This window comes from Erwinia plantamica (genome assembly GCF_043420595.1).
Lineage (GTDB): Bacteria > Pseudomonadota > Gammaproteobacteria > Enterobacterales > Enterobacteriaceae > Erwinia > Erwinia aeris.
The window spans coordinates 56357-71121 of the sequence record NZ_JBGCUC010000002.1; the positions used below are offsets into that span (position 1 = coordinate 56357).

16 protein-coding genes are annotated in these 14765 nt (G+C 57.5%); 4 read left to right on the top strand and 12 right to left on the bottom strand.

Annotation, left to right across the window (positions count from 1 at the left end; translation table 11 throughout):
* Positions 1–112: 112 nt before the first annotated feature.
* The gene (locus AB3U87_RS02070; protein ID WP_253458691.1) at positions 113–1033 is read left to right on the top strand and encodes a LysR family transcriptional regulator; all 921 of its coding nucleotides are present in this window, start codon (positions 113–115) and stop codon (positions 1031–1033) included.
* On the opposite strand, the gene AB3U87_RS02075 is transcribed toward AB3U87_RS02070, so the two are convergent.
* Positions 1030–2193 carry an MFS transporter gene (locus tag AB3U87_RS02075; protein ID WP_253458688.1) on the bottom strand — a complete coding sequence of 388 codons (1164 nt, stop codon included), beginning with the start codon at positions 2191–2193 and terminating at the stop codon, positions 1030–1032. The two genes, AB3U87_RS02070 and AB3U87_RS02075, sit on opposite strands and share 4 nt — an antisense overlap.
* A 470-nt stretch (positions 2194–2663) precedes the next feature.
* Here AB3U87_RS02075 and AB3U87_RS02080 point away from each other — a divergent pair, with 470 nt between their 5' ends.
* Positions 2664–3287: a serine protease gene (locus AB3U87_RS02080; protein ID WP_253458685.1), complete on the top strand. Its 624-nt coding sequence runs from the start codon at positions 2664–2666 to the stop codon at positions 3285–3287.
* A 289-nt stretch (positions 3288–3576) separates the two neighbouring features.
* Here the strand turns inward: AB3U87_RS02080 and lysS are convergent, their stop codons facing one another.
* The 7 genes from lysS to xerD form a co-directional block, all read right to left on the bottom strand.
* Positions 3577–5097 carry a lysine--tRNA ligase gene (gene lysS, locus AB3U87_RS02085; RefSeq protein ID WP_253458682.1) on the bottom strand — a complete coding sequence of 507 codons (1521 nt, stop codon included), beginning with the start codon at positions 5095–5097 and terminating at the stop codon, positions 3577–3579.
* 9 nt (positions 5098–5106) lie between these two features.
* A protein-coding gene (prfB, locus tag AB3U87_RS02090) for a peptide chain release factor 2 (RefSeq protein WP_394148236.1) occupies positions 5107–6205 on the bottom strand; the annotation gives its coding sequence in 2 pieces (ribosomal slippage) (positions 5107–6129 and positions 6131–6205; 1098 coding nt in all).
* A 143-nt stretch (positions 6206–6348) separates the two neighbouring features.
* Positions 6349–6747 (bottom strand): helix-turn-helix domain-containing protein, encoded by a 399-nt coding sequence (locus AB3U87_RS02095; RefSeq protein ID WP_253458680.1) that lies wholly within the window; start codon positions 6745–6747, stop codon positions 6349–6351.
* The gene (locus AB3U87_RS02100; protein ID WP_301252521.1) at positions 6744–7043 is read right to left on the bottom strand and encodes a type II toxin-antitoxin system HigB family toxin; all 300 of its coding nucleotides are present in this window, start codon (positions 7041–7043) and stop codon (positions 6744–6746) included. Before AB3U87_RS02100 ends, AB3U87_RS02095 begins: the two co-directional genes overlap by 4 nt.
* A 147-nt stretch (positions 7044–7190) precedes the next feature.
* Positions 7191–8909 carry a single-stranded-DNA-specific exonuclease RecJ gene (gene recJ / locus AB3U87_RS02105; RefSeq protein ID WP_301252520.1) on the bottom strand — a complete coding sequence of 573 codons (1719 nt, stop codon included), beginning with the start codon at positions 8907–8909 and terminating at the stop codon, positions 7191–7193.
* A gap of 5 nt (positions 8910–8914) precedes the next feature.
* The gene (gene dsbC / locus AB3U87_RS02110) at positions 8915–9613 is read right to left on the bottom strand and encodes a bifunctional protein-disulfide isomerase/oxidoreductase DsbC (RefSeq protein WP_253458674.1); all 699 of its coding nucleotides are present in this window, start codon (positions 9611–9613) and stop codon (positions 8915–8917) included.
* Positions 9614–9657: 44 nt separating this feature from the next.
* Complete coding sequence (xerD, locus tag AB3U87_RS02115; RefSeq protein WP_253458672.1) at positions 9658–10551, bottom strand: site-specific tyrosine recombinase XerD; 894 nt, start codon at positions 10549–10551, stop codon at positions 9658–9660.
* 95 nt (positions 10552–10646) lie between these two features.
* Between xerD and fldB the strand changes: the two genes are divergently transcribed.
* Entirely contained in the window at positions 10647–11165 is a 519-nt protein-coding gene (gene fldB / locus AB3U87_RS02120; protein WP_253461228.1) for a flavodoxin FldB, read from the top strand.
* Between the two features lie 9 nt (positions 11166–11174).
* On the opposite strand, the gene AB3U87_RS02125 is transcribed toward fldB, so the two are convergent.
* Positions 11175–11573: a protein YgfX gene (locus AB3U87_RS02125; protein ID WP_394148240.1), complete on the bottom strand. Its 399-nt coding sequence runs from the start codon at positions 11571–11573 to the stop codon at positions 11175–11177.
* Positions 11554–11820 (bottom strand): FAD assembly factor SdhE, encoded by a 267-nt coding sequence (gene sdhE / locus AB3U87_RS02130; RefSeq protein WP_125287352.1) that lies wholly within the window; start codon positions 11818–11820, stop codon positions 11554–11556. The genes AB3U87_RS02125 and sdhE overlap by 20 nt, the downstream gene beginning before the upstream one ends.
* Positions 11821–12036: 216 nt before the next feature.
* On the opposite strand from sdhE, the gene ygfZ reads away from it, so the two are divergent.
* Complete coding sequence (gene ygfZ, locus AB3U87_RS02135; RefSeq protein WP_301252516.1) at positions 12037–13017, top strand: tRNA-modifying protein YgfZ; 981 nt, start codon at positions 12037–12039, stop codon at positions 13015–13017.
* A 27-nt stretch (positions 13018–13044) separates the two neighbouring features.
* Here ygfZ and trhA read toward each other — a convergent pair whose 3' ends face one another.
* Together trhA and AB3U87_RS02145 are read right to left on the bottom strand one after the other, a co-directional pair.
* Positions 13045–13698: a PAQR family membrane homeostasis protein TrhA gene (gene trhA / locus AB3U87_RS02140; RefSeq protein WP_253458664.1), complete on the bottom strand. Its 654-nt coding sequence runs from the start codon at positions 13696–13698 to the stop codon at positions 13045–13047.
* Between the two features lie 313 nt (positions 13699–14011).
* Positions 14012–14755: an SDR family oxidoreductase gene (locus tag AB3U87_RS02145; RefSeq protein ID WP_369895959.1), complete on the bottom strand. Its 744-nt coding sequence runs from the start codon at positions 14753–14755 to the stop codon at positions 14012–14014.
* Positions 14756–14765: the final 10 nt, after the last annotated feature.

Genomic DNA, 14765 nt, shown 5'->3' on the forward strand with positions numbered 1-14765 from the left:
TCTCCTGTCAGTAATAGCGTTATTACGCCATAGCGACAGCGGGATGAAAAATATCTGTTTTAGCGAAGTCTATTCATTCATGATATGAATTAGTCTTTTTGCGGGGGTTTTTATGGCTGGCATCACGCTGCGGCATATCGAAATTTTTCATGCGGTTGTTACCACCGGCAATCTGACCGAAGCGGCGGTCATGCTGCATACCTCGCAGCCCACGGTCAGCCGCGAACTGGCCAGGCTGGAAAAGCTGACCGGCCTGAAGCTGTTCGATCGCATCCGGGGCCGTCTGCACCCTACCGTTCAGGGACTGAAGCTGTTTGAGGAAGTGCAGCGGTCCTGGTACGGTCTGGACAGGATTATCAACGCGGCCGAAAGCCTGCGCCAGTTTCGCCAGGGCGAGCTGTCTGTGGCCTGTCTGCCCGTGTTTTCCCAGTCGCTGCTTCCCCTGCTCTGCCAGCCCTTTTTGCAGCGTTATCCCGACGTCAGTTTGAATATCATTCCGCAGGAGTCGCCGCTGCTGGAAGAGTGGCTGTCGGCGCAGCGTTACGATTTAGGCTTAACGGAAACCGGCCAGACGCCGGCCGGCACGGAACGCAGCGTAATCTTTACCGGTAATGAGGTTTGCGTGCTGCCGCAGGACGACGCGCTGGCGGAAAAAAGCTGCCTGACGCCGCAGGATTTCGCCGGGAGAAACTTTATCAGCCTGTCGCAAACGGACAGCTATCGTCAGTTACTGGATCAGCTATTCAGCGAGCAGGGCGTTCAGCGCAGAATGGTGATGGAGACGCACAGCGCGGCCTCGGTTTGTGCGATGGTAAGAGCGGGCGTGGGCGTTTCGATAGTCAATCCGCTCACGGCGCTGGACTATGCGGGCAACGGCGTGGCGATCCGCCGCTTCAGCATTGCGGTGCCTTTTACCGTCAGCCTGATCCGGCCGCAGCACCGCCCCGGCTCGGCGCTGGTTGACGCGTTCAGTCTGCATCTGCGCGAGCATAGCAGCCTGTTCAACCAGCGCCTCGCGGCATTACTGGCTTAAGCGCGCGCCGCCTGCTGCTGGCCGCGCGGGCGGCGGAAGGTCAGCAGGCAAATGAGCAGGCCCATAACGGCCAGTACGGCCGCTGCGACCGGCACGGAAGTCAGCCCGTAACCGCCGTCAATCACTGCACCGCCCGCCCATGCGCCAAACGCGTTGCCGACGTTAAACGCAGAGATATTCAGCGTAGACACAAGGTTCGGCGCCTCTTTGCCGTGGCGAACCACGTTGATTTGCAGTCCCGGCACGGTAGAGAACGTTGCCATCGCCCATAAAAACAGGGTGATTTCCGCCAGCCACAGCGCATGGCTGGTCCAGCTAAAGGCGAGCGAAAACAGCGCGATCAGCGAGAAGCTGAGGATCAGGCTAAAAGAGACTTTCCAGTCGGCCAGCCTGCCGCCCAGGATATTGCCGACGGTCAGGCCGCCGCCGATTAAAAACAGCGTCCAGCTGACGCCTTTGTTGCTGATGCCGGTAACCTGGAGCAGCAGTGGCGCAATATAGCTGAACAGCGCGAACATGGCGGCGGCGAAAAACACCGTCATCAGCAGCGACAGCCACAGCTTGCCGTTAGCCAGCGCGCTGACCTCGCTGGCCAGATGTACCGGCTTTTCGTTGCGGTTGGTGGGCAGGCTGACGATCAGCGCAATAAAGGCCAGCACGCCAATCACCGCCACGCCCCAGAAGGTGGCGCGCCAGCCAAACAGCTGGCCGAACCAGGTACCCAACGGCACGCCCAGCACGTTAGCCAGCGTTAAGCCGGTAAACATCAGCGCCACGGCGGACGCCTGTTTGTCGGGCGCGACCAGGCTGGCGGCTACCACGGCGCCAATGCCGAAAAATGCGCCGTGACAAAGCGCGGTGATCACCCGTGCCATCATCAACAGGTTGTAGCTGTAAGCCAGCGCGCAAAGCACGTTGCCGACAATAAAGATGGACATCAGTAAAATCAGCGTTTTTTTACGCGGCAGCTTAGCCGTGAGCAGCGCCATAATCGGTGCGCCGATCGCCACGCCCAGCGCATAGCCGCTGATTAACCAGCCCGCCGAAGGGATCGTTACGCCGAGATCGCCTGCCACTTCCGGCAGCAGGCCCATAATAACGAATTCCGTGGTGCCTATAGCAAAGGCGCTCAGCGCCAGCGCCAGTAAAGAAACGGGCATCTCATCTTCTCCAGAAAAAATTATCTTTCCGCCGACAGCGGTCGACAGGCAAAAAAAGGGCGGGGAAAGTATTACAGAATGTGAATTTTGATCTACATCACATCAGAGATTAAAGCACAGCTCATCAGGGACTTATACCCCTTCTCAGGCAACAATCTCTTGCCTGAAAGGCAATAATCGCCGCCGACTGACCGTCAGATCCACCGATTTTAGCCTTTCCGGCGCGTTTTTGGGCCTCGCGGTTTGTCTATACTTGAGGAAAATACGCCGCTACTTTAGTAAATAATGGTCGTGTTTTGCGCGCATTGAGACGGTAATCATTACGGAAAATTATCAATTATCTGATAATCATTTGACGCGGAGTGAGGTTAAATAGGTAAAGTTTTCCGAGTGTTGGCCGATACCTCGATGATGGATGCAACGGGCGTTTATTGAGCTGTGCTTGATCGATTCATTACCGAGGAGCAAAGATGCGACTGGCTATTTGCCTGCTGACGCTGAGTATCACCGGGTGCTCAGTAGGAAAATATGAGTACAGCAGCGAAGCAGAGAAGCGTGTGGATATGACCGTTACCGGCATTCCGACCATTCTGGGCGTGGGCACGCTGGGCACCACTATTCCGCTGACCGCCGATTACAGCCTGACGGCGGCGCACGTGGCGAAATATTCGCTTTATCGCGTTAAGTCGCGCCATCCTGAATGCGACCTGGCGGTGGTTTACCATAAAAACGGCAACGTTCCCGCGCCGCGCTTCCGTAACGGCTTTATGGGCGACAAAATCAATCTGTATGGCTACAGCTTTATCTCTGCCATGCCGGTGGCCTCAACCGGCACCAATCTGGTGAATACCGGCCTGAAGAACGACTGGAACAAGCTGAGCTGCGTTGTAGTGGCTTCCGACGCGGGCGTGGTGCAGGGCATGTCCGGCGGCGCGGTCTATAACGCGTCCGATGACTCTGTGGCAGGCGTTATCGTCGGCTATTCCAACCGCATTAACGATATTAAAACCGGTAAAACGCTGTATAAAAACGTATCGCTGTACGTGCCCTACGCGCGCTTTAAGGATTGGCTCGACGAGGCGATAAAATCGTAACGGCATGGCGGCTTACTCCGCTGGCAGCAGGAGCTTATCGCTATTTCGACATGAAGGGCGATGGTGGTCAAAGAGCGGCACCGGACGCGCTGCTGGTTCCGGTAACAAACCGGTTTTGCGCAGGCAAACATTACGTACTTTATTCCAGCGCAGGCTTTAGCCCAGCGAAGAGCAAAATCCGTCACTTTGATGGGGACTTCCCGGAACCGTTCAGGCCATCGCCAGCTCCCGCCTGAAATCAGCCGTAAAAAAGGGGCGACAAGTCGCCCCTTAATCTCACAGCCGTTGCTTATTTTCCTGACGGACGCAGCGCCGGGAACAGGATCACGTCGCGAATGGTGTGGCTGTTGGTAAACAGCATCACCATACGGTCGATACCAATGCCCAGGCCTGCGGTTGGCGGCAGGCCGTGCTCCAGCGCCGTTACGTAGTCTTCGTCGTAGAACATCGCTTCGTCGTCGCCCGCATCCTTGGCGTTAACCTGCTGCAGGAAGCGTTCAGCCTGATCCTGCGCGTCGTTCAGCTCGGAGAAGCCGTTACCGATTTCACGGCCGCCGATAAAGAACTCGAAGCGGTCGGTAATTTCCGGGTTAACGTCGTTGCGGCGAGCCAGCGGCGACACTTCGGCCGGATATTCGGTGATAAAGGTCGGCTGGATCAGATGGCTTTCCGCCGTCTCTTCGAAGATTTCCGTTACCACGCGGCCCAGACCCCAGCTCTTCTCAACCTTGATGCCCAGCGACTGCGCGATAGCGCAGGCTTTGTCAAAATCATCCAGGTCGGCCAGATCGGTTTCCGGACGGTATTTCTGAATGGCTTCTTTCATCGTCAGTTTGTCGAACGGCTTGCCGAAGTCGAACTCCTGATCGCCGTAAGGCACTACCGTGGTGCCCAGCACGTCCTGCGCCAGCGTACGGAACAGGCTTTCGGTCAGTTCGATCAGATCCTTGTAATCCGCATAGGCCATATAGAGTTCCATCATGGTGAACTCTGGGTTATGGCGCGGCGAGATCCCTTCGTTACGGAAGTTACGGTTGATCTCGAAGACGCGATCGAAGCCGCCGACCACCAGGCGCTTCAGGTAAAGCTCGGGCGCGATGCGCAGATACATGTCGATATCCAGCGCGTTATGATGGGTGATAAACGGACGGGCAGACGCGCCGCCGGGGATCACCTGCATCATTGGCGTTTCCACTTCCATAAAGTCGCGGCCGACCATAAAGCTGCGGATGCCCGCCATGATCTGCGAACGAATTTTAAAGGTTTTGCGCGAGTCGTCGTTGGAGATCAGATCCAGATAGCGCTGGCGATAGCGGGTTTCCTGATCGGCCAGGCCGTGGAACTTATCCGGCAGCGGACGCAGCGCTTTGGTCAGCAGACGCAGTTCACTACAGTGGATAGAGAGCTCGCCGGTTTTGGTTTTAAACAGCTTGCCGCGAGCGCCGACGATATCGCCGAGATCCCACTTTTTAAACTGTTCGTTGTAAATGCCTTCCGCCAGATCGTCGCGAGAAACATACAGCTGGATGCGGCCACCTACGTCCTGCAGCGTAACAAAGGATGCCTTGCCCATAATACGGCGCGTCATCATTCGTCCCGCCACGCTGACTTCTACGCCCAGCGCTTCCAGCTCTTCATTCTCTTTCGCGTCATATTCTGCGTGCAGCTTGTCGGAAAGGCTGTCGCGACGGAAATCGTTGGGAAATGCCACGCCGTTCTCACGCAGCGCGCTCAGCTTTTCGCGACGCGCTTTCAGTTCATTATTCAGCTCAAGTGCGGCGTCGGCGCCCTGCGGTTGTTGTTCTGACATGTCAGTTCCTTATAGCCCTGCTTTCAAACTTGCTTCAATAAATCGGTCCAGATCGCCGTCCAGCACCGCCTGAGTATTACGGGTTTCCACGCCGGTGCGCAGATCCTTGATGCGTGAATCGTCCAGCACGTAGGAGCGGATCTGGCTGCCCCAGCCGATATCGGATTTGTTATCTTCCAGCGACTGTTTCTCAGCGTTTTTCTTCTGCATTTCCAGCTCGTACAGCTTCGCCTTCATCTGCTTCATCGCCTGGTCTTTGTTCTTATGCTGAGAACGGTCGTTCTGGCACTGGGTCACCGTACCGGTTGGAATATGGGTGATACGCACCGCCGATTCCGTACGGTTAACGTGCTGACCACCGGCGCCGGAAGCGCGGTAAACGTCAATACGCAGGTCGGCCGGGTTGATCTCGATATCGATATCGTCGTCCACTTCCGGGTAGACAAACGCGGAGCTGAAAGAGGTATGACGACGACCGCCGGAGTCGAACGGGCTTTTCCGCACCAGGCGATGCACGCCGGTTTCGGTACGCAGCCAGCCGAAAGCGTAATCGCCGCTGATGCGCAGCGTGGCGGATTTAGTACCGGCTACTTCGCCTTCGGACTCTTCGATCACTTCCGTTTTAAAGCCTTTCGCTTCGGCCCAGCGCAGGTACATACGCACCAGCATACTGGCCCAGTCCTGCGCTTCCGTACCGCCGGAGCCGGCCTGAATATCGATATAGCAGTCCGCGCCGTCGTATTCGCCGGAGAACATGCGGCGGAACTCCAGATCGGCGAGCTTTTTATCCAGCCCGTCCAGCTCGGCAACCGCTTCGTTGAAGGTTTCTTCGTCGTCCGCTTCTACCGCCAGCTCCAGCAGGCCGGCAACATCTTCCAGCCCCTGGCTCAGCTGATCCAGCGTTTCTACTACCGCTTCCAGCGCGGAACGCTCTTTGCCCAGCGCCTGCGCGCGTTCAGGCTCGTTCCAGACGTCCGGCTGTTCCAGCTCGGCGTTAACTTCTTCTAAGCGCTCTTTCCTGGCATCGTAGTCAAAGATACCCCCTGAGAACGCTGCTGCGCTCAGTGAGATCCTGAATTCGGTTCTTTACCGGATTAATTTCAAACATGATTTAGATCTTCAAAAGTCTGCAATGTAACTACGCAGTTTAAACGAATTTGCGGGGAGTTTGTAGCGTTAGCGCGGCAGCAGTTTACCGCAGCCAATCCCTTAGTCGGAAGGCGCACCGGCGCTGGTTACGCTTGTTGACGCTTAACCGGCAGAAGCTGGGGGCTCGGGCGGATATTCTGCCACTAACGAAGCCAGAGGAATGTTAAACATCTTATGCAGCCTGCGGATCATCGGCAGCGTCAGCGTTCGTTTATAATTCAGCACCTCATAAACGCGATTTTTGAGACCGATTGCCGGCACCAGATCGTTGGCGGTCATTCCCATTTGCTCCATGCGAAATTTAATGGCCGCGACTGGATCCGGCGCTTCAATGGGATAATGCTCCTGCTCATATTTTTCTATAAGCAAAATAGTCACTTCCAGAAAATCTGCCGCCTCTGAGCCGGGTTCAGGTTCATTATCAAAAAGCGGCGAAACCGCAGCCAGCGCATAGTGATAATCTTCTTCAGTGCGAATAGGTTTGATTTGATACTTTGTCATAGCTCCACCGTCTTAGCGTCAATGTCGTTATATTGGGCGTGGGTTCCAACAAACTTCACGTATACCGCCTGAAAGCGGTAAGCCACAGCGGCTATTAACCGATAGTCGTTACCCTTTATCTCGAATATCACCCGGTTTTTCGCCACAAAATCGGCTGACGGATAGCGCCTCTTTATATCCTGTGGCGTCCGCCAGGTCGCTTTTCTGACTTCATCAACCCAGGCCTTAAGCGGTTGCTCAGCCTGATTGTGGAGGGTCCAGAATTCCCGTAATGGCGCTACCGCGATAATCTTCATGTCCCCTCCCTGGGTAAACATTCGCCTTGACTATACCAGTCCCATTTTGGGACTGCAAGATAATGAAAAGCGCTTACTTATTACGCTATCCCTCTGCCATGACAAATCACAACCTCTTCCTGACTGAGTAAGACTTGCCTGTTCAGGCTACAGCGGCCAGAGATGCTCGATAATCAGCTGCACGCTGCGGTTGCCGCGAAACTCGTTGATATCCAGCTTGTAGGCCAGCTCTACCTGCTTCACGCTGGGATCGGGCCAGAGCGCGGTATCAATATTGAAAGCGATACCGTCCAGCAGCGGCCCGCCGCCCAGCGGCTCCAGCATGACCTTCAGATGACGCTCGCCCACCAGCCGCTGCTGGATCAGCTTAAATTTGCCGTCAAACTGCGGTTCGGGAAACGCCTGCCCCCATGGCCCGGCTTCACGCAGCAGCTCTGCGGTGGGCAACGTCAGCTCCTGCGCCATCAGCTGGCCGTCTGACCAGACCACGCCCTGCAAAGACTCTTCGCTGAGCCATTCGCCGATTAGCTCGCCAAAGCGCTGGCGGAATTCATCGAACTTTTCCGCCTCCAGCGACAGGCCCGCCGCCATCGCGTGGCCGCCAAACTTGATAATCAGGCCGGGATAGAGCGTATCCAGCCGCTCAAGCGCGTCACGCATATGCAGCCCGCTGATGGAGCGTCCCGACCCTTTCAGCGTGCCGTCACCGGCGGGCGCAAAGGCGATAACCGGACGGTGAAAGCGCTCTTTCAGCCGCGAAGCCAGGATGCCGACCACGCCCTGGTGCCATTCCGGATGGTACATGGCGATACCAAGCGGCAGCGCTTCGCTGCTGCGCTCCAGCGCATCGCACAACGCCAGCGCTTCCGTCTGCATCCCCTGCTCTATCTCTTTGCGCGTCTGGTTCAGCGCATCCAGCTCGCTGGCCAGCATGCGCGCCTGGGCGATGTCTTCGCTAAGCAACAGCGCGACGCCGACCGACATATCGTCCAGCCGTCCGGCAGCGTTGAGACGCGGCCCCAGCGCAAAACCCAGGTCGCTGGCGGCAAGCTGGCGCGCGTCGCGATTGGCGATTTCCAGCAGCGCCCGGATGCCGACGCGGCATTTGCCGGCGCGAATACGGCTCAGCCCTTGCCAGACCAGGATGCGGTTGTTGGCGTCCAGCGGCACCACGTCCGCCACCGTGCCCAGCGCCACCAGATCCAGCAGCTCGGCCAGGTTTGGCAGCGTGGCGACGCCGCTGTCGCGCAGCCGCGCGCGCAGCGCCAGCATCAGATAAAACGCGACGCCCACGCCCGCCAGCGTGCGTGAAGGAAACTCGCTGTCCGCCAGGTTAGGATTAACAATCGCTTCCGCATCCGGCAGCGTATCGCCGGGGAGGTGGTGATCGGTGATCACTACGGCGATGCCTTTTTCGTGCGCCAGCGCGACGCCAGCATGGGAAGAAATGCCGTTATCCACGGTCATAATCAGCTGCGCACCGCGCGCCGCCGCCTGCTCCACCACTTCCGGACTCAGGCCGTAGCCATCGTCAAACCGGTTTGGCACCAGATATTTGATATTGCGGCCGCCCATGCTGCGTAAAGCCAGCACGGTCAGCGCAGTGCTGGTGGCGCCGTCGGCGTCGAAATCGCCAACGATCATAATGCACAGGTTATCGGCAATGGCCTTTTGCAGGATCTCTGCCGCCCGCTCAATGCCGCTGAGCGAGTGAAACGCGTGAAGATTTTTGGCACCGCGCTCCAGCTCCACGGCCTGCTTAACGCCCCGATGCGCATAGAGGCGACGCAGCAGAGGATGGAGATCCTCCGGCAGCTCGCACGCCTGCGCCGCCACGCGGCGGCGTAATTCGGTTTTTCCTTTCACTGGGCTTAGCCGCCTGTCTTCTGGCTATCCAGCAGCTTTTTCATCTCCTGCGGCCCCTGATAGCCAGGGATCATCATACCGTTTTGCAGCAGGATGGCTGGCGTGCCCTGAATACCGTAGAGAATGCCCAGCTGGTAATGCTTAGCCAGGTCAATTTTGCAGTCGGCCGCCGCAGGGGTTTCGCCTTTCATCGCCGCGTCGAACGCTTTTTTGCGATCGGCCACGCACCAGATTGATTTCATCTCTTTGGCGACCTGTCCGTTCATGCCTTCGCGTGGGAAGGCCAGATAGCGCACGGTGATCCCCAGCGCGTTGTAGTCCGCCATCTGCGAATGCAGCTTATGGCAGTAGCCGCAGGTGATGTCGGTAAAGACGGTGATGACATGCTGCTCTTTCGGCGCTTTATACACGATCATTTCGCTGCTCAGCGCGTCGACTTTTTTCTCCAACAGTTTGTTGGTGACGTTGATCGGCTGCGCGCCGCTGATGTCGTACAGCGGCCCCTGAATAAACTGCTTGCCGTCTTCACTGACGTAAAGCACGCCGCTTTCGGTCAGCACGGTTTTCATCCCTGGCAAAGGCGACGGCTGGATCTCCATCTGCTGCAGTCCCAGCTTCGCCAGGGATTGCTTGATGGCCGCATCGTCGGCGTGCGCCAGGCCAGCTGCTACCAGCAGAGAAAGGAGAAAGTAACGCTTTTTCATTGATTATCCTCATGGCCTTATAGTTTGGCCGTTTGATCACCGCGTCAGGCGCGGGGATGATGCTGTTGATGTAACTGCCGTAGCCGCTCGGTGGCGACATGGGTATAAATTTGCGTGGTGGACAGGTCGCTATGCCCTAACAGCATCTGTACGACCCGCAGATCGGCGCCGTGGTTCAACAGATGCGTGGCGAAAGCGTGTCGCAGCACGTGGGGGGAGAGCTTTTCACTGTCGATGCCCGCCAGCGTCGCATAATGCTTGATGCGGTGCCAGAACGTTTGTCGGGTCATTTGCTGCGCGCGGTTGCTGGGGAAAAGCACGTCCAGCGTCTGTCCGTTCAGCAGCCACGGACGACCATATTCAATGTAATGCTCCAGCCAGTGCAGCGCCTCTTCACCCAGCGGTACCAGCCGCTCTTTATCGCCTTTGCCCACCACGCGCACCACGCCCTGGCGCAGGCTGACGTTGTTGAGCGTCAGGCTGACCAGCTCCGTGACGCGCAGCCCGGTGGCATAAAGCAGCTCCAGCATGGCTTTGTCGCGCAGCTCTATCGGGATATCCGTAGAGGGCGCCTGCAGCAGCCGCTCTATCTGCGCTTCGCTGAGATCTTTCGGCAGCCGCTGCGGCAGTTTAGGCGAGGCCAGCAGCGCGCTGGGATCGTCTTCACGCAGCTTTTCCCGGTAAAGATACTGGAACAGGCGCCGCATGGCGCTGAGCAGGCGAGCGGAACTGCTGGCCTTATAGCCGCCTTCCACGCGCTCGGCCAGAAAGTTCTGTAGCCCGGCGCTGTCTACATGCAGCAGATCCAGCTGGTGATGCGCCAGCCAGTTCACCAGCGACATCAGATCAAGCCGATAGGAAGCCACCGTGTTTTGCGCAAGATTTCGCTCAATCCATAAGGCATCAAGAAACTGCTCTGTCAGATCGCTGTCCTGCACGTTGACTCCTTTTCCACTTACCCGACGGCACGCCGTCAAAGCTCAATTCTGATATAATTCGCGCCATTGAACCAGGAGAATTGAGTAAACCGCGTATGAATATCGGGCTTTTTTACGGTTCCAGCACCTGTTACACCGAGATGGCGGCGGAGAAAATCCGCGATTTTATCGGCGAGGATCTTGTTACGCTGCACAATCTGAAAGAGGACTCGCCGCAGCTGATGGAGCAGTACGACATGCTGATCCTGGGCATTCCCACCTGGGATTTCGGCGAAATCCAGGAGGACTGGGAGGCGGTTTGGACCGACCTCGCTACGCTAAACCTGCGCGGCAAAACCGTGGCGCTGTACGGTATGGGCGATCAGGCCGAGTACAGCGAGTGGTTTCTGGACGCGCTTGGCATGCTGCATGAGGTGCTGCAGCCGCTGGGCGTCGTTTTTGTCGGCTACTGGCCTACCGAAGGCTACGAGTTTATCAGCCGCAAACCGCTAACCGCCGACGGCCAGCAGTTTGTCGGCCTGGCGCTGGACGACGTTAACCAGTTTGAGCTGACGGACGAGCGTATCGCGCAGTGGTGCGAACAAATCCTGACGGAAATGGCCGCCACGCTGTAAGCCTGCCGTTTAGTGAATAGCGAGCAGCTGCTGACGGAGCTGCCGCCACTCGCTTTCGTTCATGCTGTCGCGCAGCAGCCAGAGCTTCTCGCGCTCGCCTTTAGCGGAGCGCAGCGCCAGCAGGATCGCCCGCCGCGTCATCCACGGCCGACCGCTGATGCGCCAGTGCTTCTGCCGCCATTGCAGCTGATGGTCCGCCAGCAGCGCGATATCGCCTTCCCGGCTGCGAATGCGTCGCTGGCTACGCACGCACTCCAGCACCACCAGCGTCAGCAGCAGCATCCACACTACCGTTAAGCTGGCCGGCCACGGCGCCAACAGCAGCGCTATCACTACCACGCCGTGCAGCGAGAGCGACATCCACTGCGCCTGCCAGGAGACCCGCAGATCAGAACGCCACAGGGCCACGCTGCTGGTTTCGCTGCTGGATCAGGTGAACCATGCGTTTCAGTTCCGGATCGGCAGGTTCGCCATGATTCATCATCCAGTTGAACAGATCGGGATCGTCGCTTTCCAGCAGGCGAATAAAGATCTTTTTATCGCCATCGCTCAGCGTGTCATATTCATATTCAAAGAACGGCATGATGGAGATATCCAGTTCCCGCATACCGCGCCGGCAGGCCCACTGCACGCGCGCTCTATTTTCAATATCCATGCTTTCCATCGTCAGTCGGTGAAAGATGGCCGCTAGTGTAGCGCTTTTTTAAGCCGATGTTGATGGCGCAATTTGGCTTTGCGTAATGCGCCGCACGATAAAAGCATTTGTTGCCGCGCAAGCGCGCCTTTTGTGCGTCGCCTTCAGAAAACTGGTTGCAAAGCCGGGCGGCTCTTTTAACATGAATGCAGGCTTATTTGACTTCAGGAATCCGCTATGCCGACTTTATCTTTCCCGCCTCGTCAACCTGCGGCCTCTGCCCGTCTGCCGCTTACGCTGATCTCGCTGGAAGAGTGGGCGCTGGTCAACGTGACCGGCGCGGACCGCGTCAGCTATTTGCAGGGTCAGCTGACGCTGGACGTCGCTGCGCTGGATGCCAATGCGCATCTTCCCGCCGCCCACTGTGATGCAAAAGGGAAAATGTGGAGCAATCTGCGTCTGTTTCACCGTGGCGAAGGCTTTGCCTATCTGGAACGCCGCAGCCTGCGCGATACGCAAATCAGCGAGCTGAAAAAGTATGCCGTTTTCGCCAAAGTCGCTATCGAAGCGGATGACGAAGCGGTGCTGCTGGGTGTAGCCGGTTTTCAGGCGCGCACCGCGCTGGCCGGGCTGTTTGACACGCTGCCGGACGCTGAAAACCCAGTCGTGCAGCAGGATGATGCGACGCTGCTGTGGTTTTCCGCACCGGCGGAACGCTTTCTGCTAATCCTGAATCGCGACAGTGCACTAGCGCTGCGCGCGGCTCTGGACGGTCAGGCACAGCTAACCGACAGCTCGCAGTGGCTGGCGCTGAATATCGAAGCTGGCCTGCCCGTTATCGACGCGGCGAACAGCGCGCAGTTTATTCCTCAGGCGACAAACCTGCAGGCGCTGGACGCTATCAGCTTTAAAAAAGGCTGCTATACGGGCCAGGAGATGGTGGCGCGCGCTAAATTCCGCGGCGCCAACAAGCGTGCGCTTTACTGGCTGGCCGGCAAGGCCGCCCGCGTTCCGGCCGCTGCGGATGCGCTGGAAATGAAGCTGGGCGACAACTGGCGCCGCACCGGCACCATTCTGGCCGCCTGTCAGCTGGATAATGGCGATGTCTGGGTGCAGGCGGTGCTGAATAACGATCTGGAGCCGGAAACGGCGCTGCGGGTACAGGGCGACGAAGGCGGCAGTCTGGCTATCCAGCCGCTGCCCTACGAGATTTCGTAATAATAAGGGGCCGGACGGCCCCTTTTTTTATGAAATATAAAAGTAAATCGCCAGAAAATGGCAGATGCTGCCGCCAAGCACAAAGCCGTGCCAGATGGCGTGGTTATAGGGAATGCGCTTTGAGACGTAAAAAATCACCCCCAGCGAATAGATAATGCCGCCCGCCGCCAGCAGCCAGACGCCGCCCGCCGACAGTTTCATCGCCAGCTGATAAATCACAACCAGCGACAGCCAGCCCATCAGCAGATAGGTTATGACCGATAAGGCCTCGAAGCGGTGCACAAAAAACAGTTTAAACAGCACGCCCACCAGCGCCAGGCTCCAGATCACCACCATCAGGCCATGCGCCAGCGGCGACTTAAGTCCCACCAGCAGAAAAGGCGTATAGGTGCCGGCAATCAGCAGGTAAATAGCGCAATGGTCCAGCTTTTTCAGCCAGCTTTTGGCGCGCGGATGAGGGATGGCGTGATAAAGCGTCGAGGCCAGAAACAGCAGGATCATGCTGCCGCCATAGAGGCTGTAACTGGTGATGGCGACGGCGTTGGCCTGGCTGTCGAGCGCCTGCGACAGCAGCAGCACCAGCCCTACAATACCAAAGATAAAGCCGATGCCGTGGCTGATGCTATTAGCTATCTCCTCTGCAACGGAGTAGCCCTCCGTTAACACTTTTTTATTGGTCATGCATTGTCCTCTTCCAATCTGAAGCGGAGGGGCGGCCAAAGGGGATCGCATCCAGGCTCGTTTTCAGCCGCCCGTCCGAAAGTTGCGCACGTTCAGCTTAGACGAGAGTGATTTCAGAGTACAACTGTAAGCTTAAATAAACTGTGAACGACTGTAACAGCTGTTTAACCAGGAAAAACAGGCGGTTATTCGGCGACCTTCACCCTGTAACGCCCGGCTGCGGCAGCAATAAAAGTGCTGGTGACATAAAAAGCCGCTTCGCTAAGCAGCCACTAAATGGCGCGGGCGCCGTTATTCGACAGCCTTTATCCCGTTATCGTCCGCCAGCGGCATCGATAAAAGTGCCGGTAACATAAGAAGCCGCTTCGCTAAGCAGCCAGAGAATGGCGTTGGCAATTTCATCCGGCTCGCCGCCGCGCTGCATGGGAAGAGTCGGCGCAATACGGTTGACGCGATCCGCCTCGCCGCCGTCGGCGTGCATATCGGTATAGATTAATCCCGGCCGTACCGCGTTAACCCGGATGCCCTGCGCCGCCACTTCCAGCGCCAGCCCTCTGGTTAGCGTATCTACAGCCCCTTTCGAGGCGGCATAATCGACATATTCGTGTGGCGCACCGCTACGGGCTGCGGCGGAAGAGACGTTTACGATTGCACCGCCCTGCCCACCGTACTGAAAACTCATGCGCTTTACTGCTTCGCGACAGCAGAGAAAGGTTCCGGTGACATTGGTAGCGAAAACGCGATTGATGCGTTCGGCGTTTAGCTGCGCCACGCTGGTCTGCTGAAACAGGATCCCGGCATTATTGACCAACGCGCTTAGCACGGCGCCCTGTTGATCAAGGCTGCGAAACATCGCTACTACCTGTTGTTCATCAGAAATATCGGCCTGCACGCTGAACGCTTTTCCGCCTTGTTGCTGAATAAGCGACACTACTTCCGCCGCCGCTTCCTCACGCTGACGATAGTTAACCGCAACCTGATAGCCGTGCTGCGCCAGCAGCAGCGCGGTGGCTCGCCCAATTCCCCGGCTGCCGCCGGTTACCAAAGCCGTTTTCATTTTTGCCTCC